The sequence below is a fragment of the Flavobacterium subsaxonicum WB 4.1-42 = DSM 21790 genome (genome assembly GCF_000422725.1).
Classification (GTDB): Bacteria; Bacteroidota; Bacteroidia; order Flavobacteriales; family Flavobacteriaceae; genus Flavobacterium; species Flavobacterium subsaxonicum.
On the sequence record NZ_KE383909.1, the window covers coordinates 998,607 to 1,013,527 of the forward strand.

At 40.9% G+C, this 14,921-nt stretch carries 10 protein-coding genes; 7 read left to right on the forward strand and 3 right to left on the reverse strand.

The features are described 5' to 3' along the window. Window positions 1-59 precede the first annotated feature (59 nt). From nudK to G509_RS0114980, 5 genes are all read left to right on the forward strand, one after another. Entirely contained in the window at window positions 60-641 is a 582-nt protein-coding gene (gene nudK / locus G509_RS0114960; protein ID WP_026992282.1) for a GDP-mannose pyrophosphatase NudK, read from the forward strand. A gap of 240 nt (window positions 642-881) precedes the next feature. Further along, window positions 882-3,188 carry an acyl-CoA dehydrogenase family protein gene (locus G509_RS0114965; protein WP_026992283.1) on the forward strand — a complete coding sequence of 769 codons (2,307 nt, stop codon included), beginning with the start codon at window positions 882-884 and terminating at the stop codon, window positions 3,186-3,188. Window positions 3,189-3,249: 61 nt separating this feature from the next. Continuing rightward, on the forward strand, window positions 3,250-4,257 hold the full coding sequence (locus G509_RS0114970; protein ID WP_026992284.1) for an LLM class flavin-dependent oxidoreductase: 1,008 nt from the start codon (window positions 3,250-3,252) through the stop codon (window positions 4,255-4,257). A gap of 483 nt (window positions 4,258-4,740) precedes the next feature. Beyond that, on the forward strand, window positions 4,741-6,612 hold the full coding sequence (locus tag G509_RS0114975; RefSeq protein ID WP_026992285.1) for a WG repeat-containing protein: 1,872 nt from the start codon (window positions 4,741-4,743) through the stop codon (window positions 6,610-6,612). A gap of 148 nt (window positions 6,613-6,760) precedes the next feature. Further along, entirely contained in the window at window positions 6,761-7,216 is a 456-nt protein-coding gene (locus G509_RS0114980) for a hypothetical protein (protein ID WP_026992286.1), read from the forward strand. Here the strand turns inward: G509_RS0114980 and G509_RS0114985 are convergent. The 3 genes from G509_RS0114985 to G509_RS0114995 form a co-directional block, all read right to left on the reverse strand. Then, the gene (locus G509_RS0114985) at window positions 7,208-7,525 is read right to left on the reverse strand and encodes a hypothetical protein (RefSeq protein WP_026992287.1); all 318 of its coding nucleotides are present in this window, start codon (window positions 7,523-7,525) and stop codon (window positions 7,208-7,210) included. The genes G509_RS0114980 and G509_RS0114985 overlap by 9 nt on opposite strands. 169 nt (window positions 7,526-7,694) lie before the next feature. Continuing rightward, a complete protein-coding gene (locus G509_RS0114990) occupies window positions 7,695-7,976 on the reverse strand; it encodes a hypothetical protein (protein WP_026992288.1) in 282 nt (93 codons plus the stop codon). Between the two features lie 200 nt (window positions 7,977-8,176). Next, window positions 8,177-8,605 carry a response regulator gene (locus G509_RS0114995; protein WP_026992289.1) on the reverse strand — a complete coding sequence of 143 codons (429 nt, stop codon included), beginning with the start codon at window positions 8,603-8,605 and terminating at the stop codon, window positions 8,177-8,179. A 543-nt stretch (window positions 8,606-9,148) separates the two neighbouring features. On the opposite strand from G509_RS0114995, the gene G509_RS0115000 reads away from it, so the two are divergent. Continuing rightward, window positions 9,149-12,553 (forward strand): T9SS C-terminal target domain-containing protein, encoded by a 3,405-nt coding sequence (locus G509_RS0115000; RefSeq protein ID WP_026992290.1) that lies wholly within the window; start codon window positions 9,149-9,151, stop codon window positions 12,551-12,553. Between the two features lie 235 nt (window positions 12,554-12,788). Continuing rightward, window positions 12,789-14,921, forward strand: a complete 2,133-nt coding sequence (locus G509_RS0115005) for a glycoside hydrolase family 97 protein (protein WP_035739009.1) — start codon at window positions 12,789-12,791, stop codon at window positions 14,919-14,921.

Genomic DNA, 14,921 nt, shown 5'->3' on the forward strand with positions numbered 1-14,921 from the left:
GCACTACATTTTGTGAAATAATTCCTGTTATTTTGCGTTAACTACTCTTAAAAACAACCATGGAACCTAAGACAACTATACTTTCTACAACTGTATTATCTGATAACTGGGGCAAGCTCAATAAAGTAAAGTATGAACATACACTGCCTAATGGCACAGTGCAAATTCAGGAACGCGAAGTGTACGACCGCGGCAATGGTGCTACTATTTTGCTGTATAACAAAGAGAAGCAGACAGTTGTGCTTACACGGCAGTTTAGGCTGCCTACCTGGTTTAACGGAAATGCCACGGGCATGATGATTGAAACCTGCGCCGGGCTGCTGGACGAAAGCGACCCCGAAGAGTGCATAAGGCGCGAAACCGAAGAAGAAACCGGCTACACGTTAACCGAGGTTAAAAAGGTAATGGAGGTGTATATGTCGCCGGGATCTGTAACCGAAATACTGTACTTTTTTGTAGCGGCTTACTCTGCCGCCATGAAAACCGGCGAAGGCGGCGGACTCGAAAAAGAGCAGGAAAATATTGAGGTACTGGAACTTAGCTTTAAGGATGCACTGGGAATGATTGCCAATGGCGAAATTAAAGATGCCAAAACCATTATGCTGTTGCAGTACGCCGCGTTGAATGTTTTTTTGCTCTAAGTCTCAGAGTAGCTGAGTAGCTGAGTTGCAAAGTAGCAAAGTCTTTGCAACTTTGTAACCCTGCCACATTTAATTTTAGCACTCTGTTACTTTGCAACTTTGCAACTCAGCTACTTTGCTACTTTGCTACTTTGCAACTCAGAGACTTTGCAACTCAGAGACTTTGCAACTCACCTTTAACATCAATTTAAATACACGTCTGTAAGTAATTGCTTATTTTTAAGGATTAAATTCATAAAAATGGACATTACTTTTAATAACGACCCCAAACTCTCTATATTACTGCCGGTTATATATTATGCCTGGCAGGATGATGTACTAACCAATACCGAATTTACCACCATATCCGATTTTATAAACGGGCAGGACTGGCTTACCAAAGCCGAAAAAGCCTTCTTAAAATCGAAGATAACGCTAAGCGAACCACCCTCACGGTCAGAACTTTTTCATTGGAAAGAAAAGATAAACCAGGCCATAGACAGCAATCCCAAAATTGGCGGCCTTACCGATCTTGGCCTCCTGATTGCCAACGCCGAGCGGCCTGCCTTTAGCAATGAGGATATTACTAAAATTGCCCCTGCCTTTGCCAAGCTCGAAAGTGGGTTAGGCATTATGGGGCCCGAAGTAATTTCGGGCTTTCGCCGAAGGGAGAAAACGCTTACGCAGGAGCACAACACGGTTGAGAGCTTTAACGTTCAGAAAATGACTGATTTGCTGGATGGCAACCAGGCAGATATCATCAATAAAGTAAAATCTATTATTGGCAGCGAGGCTTTTAAGTTGGACATTCCTACCGATGTAGCCGAGTTTAGGGAGAAGGTCTTGCAATGGTGCAAATTACTGGCCGATGAAGGTTTAGGATCATACGCCTACCCTAAAGCACAGGGCGGTAAAGATGATATTGAGGGCTATTTTGCCATTATGGAAACCCTTAGCTACCATGACCTTAGCCTTGTTATAAAGTTTGGCGTGCAGTTTGGCCTTTGGGGCATGAGCGTTATGTTTCTGGGTACCAATAAGCACTTTAATAAATACCTTAAAGGTGCCGGAACGCTGGAGTTACCGGGCTGTTTTGCAATGACCGAAACCCACCACGGCTCTAACGTAAAAGGCATCCATACCACGGCTACTTACAACCACGCGGACCGTACATTTATAATCAACACACCCGAGAAATACGACCGTAAAGAATATATTGGCAATGCCGCCAACCACGGCGAAATGGCTACCGTTTTTGCCAAGCTTATTATAGAGGGTAAAGACTATGGCGTTAACGCTTTTGTAGTGCCCATACGTAACAAAAATAAAGAAGTATTGCCCGGCATAACCATCGAAGATTGCGGCCATAAAATGGGCTTAAACGGCGTAGATAACGGCATCATTACGTTTAAAAATATTGTAATACCGCACGAAGACATGCTTGATAAGTTTGCCAGCGTTAATGAGGCCGGAGAGTTTGAAAGCCCCATACCAAGCGATAACCGCAGGTTCTTTACCATGCTTGGTACCCTTGTTGGCGGAAGGATAGGCATACCAAGATCGGCACTCGCGGCATCAAAAACCGGGTTAGCCACTACCATAAAGTATAGCGACAAGCGCAGGCAGTTTGGCCCCGAGGGCGGTAACGAGGTACCCATCTTAAACTACCGCATGCACCAGCGCAGGCTTATGCCCTACCTGGCAAACTCGTACGCACTAACCTTTGGCTTACAATATCTTACCAAGCGTTTCATCAACCGTAAAGAAGATGAAATGCAGGAAATTGAGGCACTGGCAGCCGGCCTAAAAGCCTATACTACGTGGAATGCCCGTAATACCCTGCAGGAGTGCCGCGAGGCTTGTGGCGGCAAAGGCTACCTGAGCGAAAACCGTATAGACGACCTTAAGAACGACACCGAAATTTACACCACTTTTGAGGGCGACAACACTGTGCTTATGCAACTTACGGCCAAGAACAGGCTGGGCGAGTTTCGTAAACAATTTGGTGAGATGAATGTTTCTACTATCTTTAACTATGTGGTAGACAAGGCCAAAACCAGTATTACAGAGAAAAACCCCATTGCTACCCGCAATACCGATGAGGCGCATTTAAAAGACCCTGCGTTTCATTTACAGGCGTTTCAATACCGTGAAAAAGAAATTGTTAGCTCGGCAGCAAGGCGTTTTAAAAAGCTTGTGGATGATGGCCTCGACGCTTTTGATGCCGCCAATATTATGCATCCGCACATGCTGCAAATTGCCGATAGCTATTTAGACAGGGTGGTGCTGGAGCAATTTCAAATAAAACTGCAAGACACTAAAGATGAAGCCCTTAAAGAGGTACTAACCCGTCTTTACAACCTTTTTGCCCTTAACAAAATAGGAGAGCATAAAGCCTGGTACCTTGAGCAGGGATACATGGAAGGTGTTAAAACAAAGGCAGTTAGAAAACTGGTAAGTCAACTGTGTTGGGAAATTAGGCAGGATGCCGTGCCGTTGGTTGATGCCTTTAACATACCCGCAAGTTGCCTTGGTGCCGTTGCCACAACCAAAGCTGCAGAGGCGTAGTGCATACAGGTTATCAATATTATCTGTAACTTTGTATATTACAATTTAGCATTCTACTTCAATGAAAAATATTAAAATAAGCGTGCTCGACCAGTCGCAAATTGGCAGGGACAGCAACGCACAACAAGCATTAAAAGAGTCCGGAGAGTTAGTACAACTGGCTGATAAACTGGGTTTTGAACGCTACTGGGTAAGCGAACACCACAACTTTAAACTGGTGGCAGGTACTACTCCAGAGGTGCTCATACCCTACCTCGCAGCCAAGTCAGAACGTATACGTGTGGGGTCGGGCGGTATCATGCTGCCCAACCATACATCGCTAAAAGTCAGCGAGAACTTTGGCATGTTAGCCTCATTATTCCCCAACCGGATCGACTTTGGCATTGGCAGGGCACCTGGCGGCGACAGGCTTTCGGCACAATTATTAAACCCTGCCAATACGTTTAGCGAGAAGCAATTTTACGAACAACTGGTTGACGTTCAGGCCTATTTACGTGATGACGAACTGCCCGATACCGTACACGAAAAGGTTAAGGCCTACCCTATCCCCGAGATTTTGCCTGAGTTCTGGATACTTACCTCAAGCGGCGGTAGTGCCCAGTTTGCGGCACATTTTGGCATGGCGCTATCGTTTGCCCACTTTATAAATCCGGTGGGCGGGCCCGAGGTGGTGGCCATTTACCGTGACAGTTTTAAGCCAAGCCCGGAGCTTGCCGAACCCAAAGTTAACGTGGGTATTTTTGCCTACTGTAATGAAGATCAGGATAATGTAGACCGCTGGGTGGCTGAATTTGACTACCGCATGCTGCATATAGAAATGGGTGCTACCGGCGATCTACCATCTGCCGATGAGATTAAAAACATGGAATATTCTATGCACCAGCGTGCCCGAATTGCCTGGAACAGAGGCCGTTTTATTGCCGGTACGCCTGCAACAGTCAAGAAAAAAATAGATGCCCTGGCCGATGAATATAATGTAGATGAGATTATGATAGCCACCTGGGCCGAAGATTTTGCCGACAGAAAACACTCCTACGAGCTTATTGCCGAGATGTATCACACAGCTTAATTTGTAATCTTTCTGCTACATATGTATATAAATTTTACACAAAAATTACGTCTTCACAGTTTCATCAAATTTTAGGTATTTATTCAACAGTCCGTAATTGATAATCAACATTATAATTTTTGATATTTCACTTTCGGACTTTGAGTTAGCGTGTTTTTTCAACATTTTGCTCACAACCAAAAAAAGACATATATAATAATTTAGCAAGAGTGAAAAATTGAGATTTTAGTATTGAGAATTGAGATGCAAATCGCACTCTAAAAAATCTCAATACTAAGATCTAAATACTCATTTCTAAATTTAAAATCTCCATACTAATTTTATAACAGATAGTACTGAAACAACCACTTCAGTACTATCTGTTTTTTTGCGTTGTAACTTTGCAGCGGGAAATGGGATTAAATTTTTTGATTTAAAATTTTTGGCTGCGCGTATCTGCCATAATAAATTTAATATTTCTATTTTTGAAGTAAACCCTTTCAAATGAAATTCATTTTACGTTTAATAATTCTACTTGCGTCATTCCAGTTATCGGCACAACAGTTATTTAAAATTACAGAAAATAACCGGGTTGGCTATATTAACCAGAAGGGCACTGTGGTTATTAAGCCCATTTACAGGAGCGGGACAGATTTTGCTAACGGCATAGCTGCGGTAAGGCAAGATGGTTTGTTTGGCCTTATAGATACTTTAGGCAATTATGTAGTACAGCCCAAATACGATTATGTATCTGAATTTGGTAATGGCATGGCAGAAGTAAGGTTAAATGGTAAAGTTCAAATTATAAATACTAAAAATGAAAAAGTTTTTGATGACCAGTTTCTTTTTACACATAACATAGATAAAGATTTATTTAAGGTTAAAACCAAATCCGAAAAATGGGGTGTCTACAATACTTCGACTCAAAAATATGTAATTGATACCATTTATGATAATATAGGCGATTTTATAGATGGCGTTGCTATTGCTGATAAATCCTCTAAAGAAGAACCTACATTCTCCTCATCATTGTTAGACATCAATGGTAAAACAATTATAGCATCTGGAAAATATAACATAGAGCCATTTTACAATTGTGTGGCAAAAGTGACTATTAAAAACTCTGAGGGGAAATATACCTATGGTGCTATAGATACAAAAGGAAAATTGCTTTTTACGTATGATAACAAGAACCATTCTTATATTAGTAGCGGTTTTACCAATGGCTTAGCAGTTATACACCTTTACAAATACTGGATACCTGAAAAAAAAGGCGTTATTAGTACAAGCGAAAAAGCTTATGAAGGCTACATAGACTTAAAAGGTAATGTTGTTTTTAACGATACTTTATTTCCTTATGTTAATGAGTTTTCCAATAACAGGGCCTTTATAAAAAAGAAAGAAGGTGATTATATGATGATCGATACTAATTTTAAACCAATTGGAAATCCATTATATAATAATATTCTAAATAAGAAATTTAAAGATGGTTACGCAATTGTAGAGGTAAACGATTCATGGGGAATTATAGATACAACCGGATATTTTAAGGTAAAGCCCCGCTTTAAAGAAATTGCTGAAACCGGGATTATAGGTAATTACTTTTTTTACAGGTATGATAGTGATGATGAATATTTTTATGGCGTAGGAAATCTTGACGACAAAATAATTTTAAAACCTATAATGCAGGATTTTGACAGGACCGGTTTTCATAACGGTTTATTAAAGGCACTTGTAAACAATCGTTTAACCTATATTGATACTAATGGTAATATTGTTTGGCAGGAAAAAATCAGCACTGTACAAAAAAATATTCCCGTAAATATCGATCATAAAATGAGAGGTTATTTTTATGCCTATCAAAGCTCCGATAAAAAAGATTACAATGGCTGGGCAGAGTCAGAAAATTTGCCTAAAAAAATAAGAAAACAGCCATTCACTAAAAATCAACTATCGGTAATTATAGATACAAAACAAGATACAATTTTTGCGGAAAACTATTTAGGTTATAAGATGTATATAGCCAACACTACTAAAAGTAACACCGTGTTTAATGCCCAGGACAGCCGTTTAAATGTAACCCTTCAAGCTCTTGACAGTAACGGCAACTGGAACGATATAGAATATTTACCCAATAGCTGGTGCGGCAACAGTTACCATACAGTAATTCTTGAGCCTAAAGAATATTGGGCGTTTACAATACCAAAATATGAAGGCGCTTTAAAAACAAAAATAAGGGCAAAGGTAAGCTGCGAGGATGGCAAAAATAGCAAGGTAGTTTATAGTAACACTATAGACGGATCTGTTAATCCGGCGCAATTTTACATAGAAGAAGCATATACCCCCAACGGACTAATGGATCCCTATAATAATTAATTTTAATTAGTCTTACATTTTTATGGCACGTTCATTTCATCGATAAATTTATAAGTTTAAACTAACTTAACATTTAGGGTTAGTAAATTATTTTTCGATAGTTTATATTTACAATTAGCCAAGTTGCTAGTGTTTAAATTGATACGCTATGAAATTTAAAATTTTAGCCCTTTTGTTGTCGCCTGCGCTTACCGTAAGTGCACAAACCTACATTGTAGACGATGTAGAGGTAATAAAAACGGCTATTTTGCGTAAAGATTTTTACATTACTAAAATAATCTACGAAACAGTTAAGGATAATGTTACAACGGGCTATTCGGCAGTAATATACATTACTGATGATAAATCTAAACCCTATAAACGATTGTTTTACGAAAAGGTACGCCCCACCCGCGAGGCTGCCGAAAAACTAATGAGTTTTGAAACGCATATTTTTAAAGATTTCTATAACACTAAAATCTATAAGCGCTGGGACTGGCTTAACGATTCGCATTGGGAAGATTTTAGCCTGGATAATGGCAAACACGCTAATTTTACTGCCCTTTTAGAACCCGGAGAAGTTACCAAAGACCTTACAATTAGCACAATTGTTAAATTAAAATAGCCTAAGCCTGTTTGTGCCGGTAAAATTGCGTGTCCAGTTTTTTCTAACCCAGTTGGTAATGTCTTTTTGGTTGTTAACTGTTAGTGGTAAATGGTGCAGTAACATTTCTATCCTGTTAAAGGTTTGCGCACTGCTAAGGGCATGGGTCTCAAAAAAATTATTTATAAACCGCAATACATCATAACCGTTGGTAACATCTATATAATTGTTATCTGCATTATTTTGCGTCTGCTTTACTGTTGTCCAGATATAATTATATTGCAACGAATTTTCGGCAAATTTTGGCGTAGTAGGTTGAGATGCAGTCATAATATAAATAATAAATTACATCGTAAATATTGTTAATTTTTTTAACACTACTACACGTATAATTACCTGAATTTTTTTGTGCGTAGTTTTACGCAGGCCCTATTTTAAGATTGAAAAATTAAATAATTTAAAATTATGCAATGCTACATTAGTCAATTGTTACATTATTTTAAAACCGGGTATTCCAGTTTTTACGAAGCCAGTCGCAAATTTCACGTCGGGTAATTAAAGATTCGGGCAGGTAGCGACAAATCATTATTTCGAGTTTTCTAAAAAACTCAAAACTAAAAAGACCATGCGTTGCCAAAAAGTGGTTTATAAACTCTAATACATGGTAGCCGTTGCGGCGGTCTATAACATCGTCATCAGTAATGTAAATATACCTTTTAGATTTAAAAGGTAAAGCCCACTGGTAGTTATATTTTAAGGCTGACTTATTAAAATTGGCCATAGTAAAACTATTAAAATACAGATTATTAAATATTTACAATCATGCAATTTAACAGTTGGATGCACTATAAATTTACCAAGGATAATTGAGTTAAATTGTTAATAAAAGCGTAAATTTAATGCTATTCAGATTTTTATTCGCATAAAAGAGCCCTCTTATTTAGAGGGCAAAAGCCTGAAAAAACAATGTAATAACGATTATTAAGATGGTAAGAGGTTTTTTTTCCAGTAAGATAATAAATTTGTAATAAGCACTTTATAATCGTCTATATCTACAGGCTTATTAAAATAACCCTGAACCGATTTTGCTGCGTTATCAAAAAAGTTAGTTGTACTGTTATCGGTACTCATTAAAATATAAGGAGTACCCTTATTACCTAATAAAGGGTCTTTATGTATTTTTTCCTGTAGTTCGTAGCCATTCATAAATGGCATATTAATGTCAGAAATAATAATAAACGGATCGGCCTTACACTCATTAAGGTAATCTACTACCATGGTACTATCTTCAAAGATAATTACCCTGTTTTCGTATTTGTGCTCGTCCATTACCTGGTCAAAAACATCCAGAAGCACCTCCCAGTCATCCGGGTCGTCTTCTACTATTATAATATCTCCTTTTGTCTTCATGTGTGCGTAAGGTGTGGTATGAATTAATAGGATAAAATTAAGAACTTTCTCAAAAGTAAACATATATATAATAAGTGAGTTATGAAATTATTACAAATTTGTTATACAATTTTGCAAATTTCACTTAACCATCATTATTCTGCATTTTACCGATTAACTATTTAATAAAGAAACAGTTAAACGTTAAATATAACCATCTGGCTTACTAATTTAATACAATTATTAATTTGGGCTTAATCCAGATTAATAAAATAATGTAATACACTATAAATCAAGAAATTGTTAGGAATTTACAACTAAATGTCGCCATTTTTATCTGCCTCTGTCGCCATTTTAACCATCCTGAAATATAGGGTTTATGTAAAGAGCCTGTTATGTTTGTAGCGCACAATAAATTTTATAACTAAAACATAACAATCTGTTATAATGTACTGGTTGTTAATGTAAGCACAAATTCGAACAATAGTACCCCTGCTACTTATCAAAAACTTAAATACACGGCTATTTTCTTATTCACAATAACTAACAAAACTGTTTAAACCCATGAAACACACCACTAAGAAGCCCCGCTTCTTAACCTTAATTAAAAAACTTAGCTGCATTGCAGTGTTGCTCTGCTCCTTTGCGGGTTTTGCCCAAAAACAAGGAGCCATCTGGTATTTTGGAGGATTTGCCGGATTGGACTTTAATTCAGGCGCGCCTGCTGTATTAACAGATAATGCATTAAGCACCGGCGAAGGCTGCTCTACCATTTCTGATGCTAACGGAAACCTTTTGTTTTATACCAACGGTGTAAAAATTTACAATAAAAACCACCAGGTTATGGCCAATGGTGGCGACCTACAGGGTAGCATTAGCTCTTCTCAGGCTGCCATTATAGTAAAAAAGCCATTGGCGGCAGATATTTATTACATATTTACCACCCAGTCTTTTGATGGCTATATGCCGTTAGGCTTAAATTTTTACGAGGTAGATATGTCGCTCAACAACGGCCTTGGGCAAATGGTGGCAAAAAACTGGGTACCGGCAGGCCAACCCAACCCCGCCCCTATATACACCCCCGTAGCCGAAAAAATTACAGCGGTTAAACATGCCGATGGCGAAAAAGTATGGGTTATAACCCACGGTGCAGATAACAGCCAGGATTTTGTGGCTTATCTTATTTCTTCTACCGGGGTTAGTACTACACCTGTAATAAGCTCTGTTGGTACTGTTTACGATAATTATTTTATTCCTGTGGGCCTTTTGGAAGAAAATAACCTTACGGGATGTCTAAAAGCATCGCCGGATGGCACAAAACTGGCATCGGCCATTGGCTACAATTCGAGTATGTTTGTAACAACTCCTTTACTTACTAAAGGATTGGAATTGCTTGATTTTGATGCCGCAACCGGTGTGGTTAGTAACGCACAAATGATAAGTACACTAAAAAGCTACGGGGTAGAATTTTCGCCCAATAGCCAGGTGCTTTATGCCAGTAGTACTACATCGTTAAACCCTAATCAAATTTACCAGTACGATGTAACTCTGGCCACAACGGCCGCCATACAGGCATCGCAAACATTAATAACTACTCAGGCAGGCATTGGCACATTACAATTAGGTATAGATGGCAAATTGTATGGTGCTAAGTTAATGGGCGGTAGTGCACTGCACGTAATTAACAAACCCAATGTTTTGGGAGGCGCGTGCGATTTTCAGGGTAGCGCCGTGCCATTAGGATCGGCCTCATGCTACAACGGCCTGCCTAATTTTCTTACCTCTTTATTTGCCGAAGAAATAGAATTTAACGGCGTTTGCGCCGGCAGCCCTACCATGTTTAATGTATCACCTTACAGCAATATACAAAGCGCCACCTGGAATTTTGGCGACCCAACTTCGGGCACTGCCAATACTTCAACCAATGTTATGCCGAGCCATACCTATAGCCAGGGTGGCACCTATACCGTAACCGTAGATTTTGTAAGCTTCGGCGGACAGAGCCTGCAAATAACCGATACTGTAATTATAGCACCGGCACCGGTAGCCAACACTGCCCCTAACTTAACCGTTTGCCAAAACCAGGCTTCGGCGTTGTTTAACCTAACGGCGCAGACTGCCGTGATTTTAGGCACGCAGCTTCCTGCTGATTACACCGTAACCTACCATACCACACAGGCTGACGCCGATGCCGGTACCAATGCCCTTACGGGAGATTTATCTGCATACAGTTCAACTGGCCAGACCATTTATGTGCGTGTAATTAAAAACGCTGGCAGCGTATGTTACAGCACTACAAGCTTTCAGCTTATAATTGCGCCACAGCCTGTAGCAAACCCGGTGGGACCACTTACTTTATGCGATACAGGCGCTATAGATGGCTTTACAGCCTTTAACCTTACACAGCAGGAAAGTACATTGCTTGGCGGGCAAACCGGGCTTACCGTGGCGTATTACACCAGCCAGGCCAATGCCGAAGCCGGTACAAGTCCGATTGTAACACAATCGACTTTTACTAATACAACAAATCCACAAACTATATATGTGGCGTTAACCAATACGGCCGGATGCAAAGCGTACACATTGTTTACCGTTAGTGTTACGGCCGCCCCTGTGTTGCCTGCTTTGCCCAACCTGCAAAGCTGCGATGTCGCCCCTACCGATGGCTTTGCTGCCTTTAACCTTACCCAACAGAGTGCTGCATTGCTTGCAGGCCAAACGGGTGCTACTGTTGCCTATTACACCGGCCAGGCCAATGCCGAGGCAGGTGCAAACCCAATTGTAACACCGTCCGCTTTTACTAATACAACAAATCCGCAAACTATTTATGCTGTGGTAACTAATGCGGCGGATTGTTTTTCTATTGCCACATTTAACTTAGAAGTTACACCTGTGCTGCAACTGCCACAAGTAGCCAATTTACAAACCTGCGATACCGGCGCGGCCGACGGCTTTACCTCCTTTAACCTTGCCCAGTACGATGCTGCGTTGCTTGCAGGCCAAACCGGCGCTACAGTAGCCTACTACACCAGCCAGGCTAATGCCGAAGCAGGTACAAGCCCGATTGTAACTCCATCGGCTTTTACTAACACCGTTAACCCGCAAACTATATATGTTGCCGTAACTACGGCTGCGGGTTGCCAAAGCTATACTACGTTTACCGTTAATGTATTTGCGGCGCCAGCGGTTGTAGCTTTACCTTCAATCGAAATTTGCGATGGCGATGTTGCCGATGGTAAAGCTACCTTTAACTTAACCCAGCAGGATGCTGCATTGCTGGCGGGTCAAACAGGCGTAACCATTGCCTATTTTACAAGCCAGGCCGATGCCGATGCTAACAGCAATGCTATTGCAAACGCCACCGCTTTTGTAAATACAGCTGCCCCGCAAACTATTTATGTAAGGGTTAGCAACGCAACGTGCTATGCTACAACATCTTTTACCATTGATGTTTTAGATGCCCCGCAAATAAACAACGATCTTGTATTAGAAGGCTGCTCGCCTTTTAACCTTACCGATGTTGCGGCACAGCTTACGGGCGGTTTAACACTAAGCTATTACCCTACCCAGTCCGATGCCCTTGCCGGTACCAATGCTATTGCAACCCCGGCTGTTTATGCTTTAGCTACTAACAGCGGTGTGGTTTATATACACGCTCAAAACACAGCGGGTTGCTATACGGTTGCCCCACTTAATCTTGAAAGTGGCAACTGCACCATTCAGCGCGGTATATCTCCTAATAACGATGGATTGAATGATAGTTTCGATCTTAGTGGTTTCCAGATAAATAATCTTGAAATTTTTAACCGCTACGGAAAGGAAGTCTACAGCAAAACACACTACAGTAACGAGTGGTACGGCCAGACCGATGGTGGCGATGAGTTGCCTACCGGTACCTATTACTATGTTATAAATTTTAGCGATGCCCCAAGCAAAACGGGCTGGATCTATATTAACCGACAAAATTAATCACACTCATAAATGCCTAAGCCCCGCACTAACCTGCGGGGCTTTTTGCGTTATTCATATATCATCAAAATTAAACTACAAAACCGCAACATCCTCAAAATTACAATCGTAAAACTTAAAAGTTTTCAACACGCAAAGGTTTGCGTACGTCCGAAATTGTTATAGTATATAATTGTGTGGTTTATTTGGGTAATTTTATCGATTCAGAATTAGATTAATCATTCAAACAAACTCCATGAAAAAATTATTATGGGCTTTCCTACTTCTTGCCGGTGCGGTACTACATGCCCAGCAGGTTACTTCGCCCGATAAGAACGTGGTTCTTACCTTTAAGCTTAGCGCTAACGGCGAGCCAACCTACGAACTTGCCTACAAAAAGAAACCCGTTATTAAATCCAGCACACTGGGAATTGAAGTTAAAAACGGAGCTTCTTTTATAAACGGTTTTAAAATTACCGATACCAAACAACAAACGGTAGACACCAACTGGGAGCCTGTTATGGGCGAACAAAAAACCATTCGCAATAATTATACAGAGTTACTGGTTACCCTTTCGCAGCCTGCCAACAACAACAGGTACATACGCCTGCGCTTCAGGTTGTTTAACGACGGACTTGGTTTTAGGTACGAATTCCCGAAACAGGACGGATTAAGCTACTTTATTGTAAAAGAAGAGCATACACAGTTTAACCTTGCCGGAGACCACAAAATTTTCTGGATTCCGGGCGATTATGATACGAATGAGTATGCTTACACTACATCTAAAATATCCGAAATCCCGGCGTTGCAAAAAAAGGCTACTATCGAGATCAATGCGCAAAGGCCTATAGAAAACCCATCGGTGCAAACCCCAAGCATGATGAAATCGGCCGACGGGTTGTACATCAACATTCATGAGGCTGCGCTTATCAACTACCCGGCAATGTCGCTTAATGTAGATGCCGGCTTTAAATTCAGCTCGCACCTAACGCCCGATGCTGTAGGCAACAACGGCTATATGCAAACCGATGCACAAACCCCGTGGAGAACCATTGTGGTTAGCGATAAAGCGACTGATATACTGGCATCTAAACTTATCTTAAACCTTAACGAGCCTACCAAATACAAAGATGTATCGTGGATTAAGCCCGTAAAATACATTGGCGTTTGGTGGGAATATTTTGTGGCCGGCAAAAGCACCTGGGCTTATGGTAAAGAAAATAACGTTAAGCTGACTGACGATTTTACAAAGCTTACACCAAACGGCAAGCATGGTGCTACTACTGCGCACGTTATGGAGTACATAGATTTTGCAGCAAAAAACGGCTTTGATGCTGTTTTGGTTGAAGGCTGGAACGTGGGTTGGGAAGACTGGATTGGCAACTGGAAAGAAGAGGTTTTTGACTTCGTGACTCCCTACCCCGATTTTGATGTAAAAAAACTACAGGCTTATGCGGCTTCTAAAGGTGTTAAGATTATCATGCACCACGAAACATCGGGGTCGGCTACTAACTACGAGCGCCGCTTAGACAGGGCCTTTGAGTTTATGAACGATAATGGCTATAATGCCGTTAAAACGGGCTATGTGGGTTCTATTATTCCGCGTGGCGAGCACCACGATGGCCAATGGATGGTTAACCACTACATTCACGTTGCGGAGAGGGCTGCCGATTATAAAATTATGGTTAACAGCCACGAAGCGGTGCGCCCAACAGGCTTAAACAGAACATACCCTAACTGGATAGCACAGGAATCTGCCCGTGGTACCGAGTTTGAAGCTATGGGTGGCCTTGCCCCAGAACATACAACCATACTGCCATTTACGCGCCTTATGGGAGGCCCTATGGATTATACCCCGGGTATTTTCCAAACCGACCTTACTTATTACAAAACCGGTGGCAACCAGCGCGTAAACACTACGCTTGCCAAACAGCTGGCTTACTATGTAACCATGTACAGTCCGCTGCAAATGGCTGCCGATTTACCGGAGAATTACAACCGTTTTCCGGATGCGTTCCAGTTTATAAAAGATGTAGCCGTAGATTGGGATAATACCTATGTGCTTGAAGCCGAGCCGGGAGACTACGTTACCATTGCCCGTAAAGCTAAGGGTAAAAACGAATGGTTTACAGGCGGTATTACCGACGAAAATTCAAGAACGGCTACCGTAGCGTTTGATTATCTGCCAAAAGGCAAAAAATACGTTGCTACCATTTATGCCGATGCTAAAGATGCCAACTGGAAAGAGAAGCCACAAAACTATGTAATTACTAAAGTTGTGGTTACCTCTAAAAGTGTTTTAAAGCAATACATTGCCCCGGGTGGTGGTTTTGCCATAAGCGTTAAAGAAGGTACAACTGAAGAGCTTAAAGGACTTAAGAGCCTTTAA

Excerpts from the sequence above, each read along its gene's own strand:
- G509_RS0115000 (WP_026992290.1), top strand. The coding sequence starts at position 9,149 with ATGAAACACACCACTAAGAAGCCCCGCTTCTTAACCTTAATTAAAAAA.
- G509_RS0114990 (WP_026992288.1), bottom strand. The coding sequence starts at position 7,976 with ATGGCCAATTTTAATAAGTCAGCCTTAAAATATAACTACCAGTGGGCT.
- G509_RS0114995 (WP_026992289.1), bottom strand. The coding sequence starts at position 8,605 with ATGAAGACAAAAGGAGATATTATAATAGTAGAAGACGACCCGGATGAC.
- G509_RS0114980 (WP_026992286.1), top strand. The coding sequence starts at position 6,761 with ATGAAATTTAAAATTTTAGCCCTTTTGTTGTCGCCTGCGCTTACCGTA.
- G509_RS0115005 (WP_035739009.1), top strand. The coding sequence starts at position 12,789 with ATGAAAAAATTATTATGGGCTTTCCTACTTCTTGCCGGTGCGGTACTA.
- G509_RS0114975 (WP_026992285.1), top strand. The coding sequence starts at position 4,741 with ATGAAATTCATTTTACGTTTAATAATTCTACTTGCGTCATTCCAGTTA.
- nudK (WP_026992282.1), top strand. The coding sequence starts at position 60 with ATGGAACCTAAGACAACTATACTTTCTACAACTGTATTATCTGATAAC.
- G509_RS0114985 (WP_026992287.1), bottom strand. The coding sequence starts at position 7,525 with ATGACTGCATCTCAACCTACTACGCCAAAATTTGCCGAAAATTCGTTG.
- G509_RS0114965 (WP_026992283.1), top strand. The coding sequence starts at position 882 with ATGGACATTACTTTTAATAACGACCCCAAACTCTCTATATTACTGCCG.
- G509_RS0114970 (WP_026992284.1), top strand. The coding sequence starts at position 3,250 with ATGAAAAATATTAAAATAAGCGTGCTCGACCAGTCGCAAATTGGCAGG.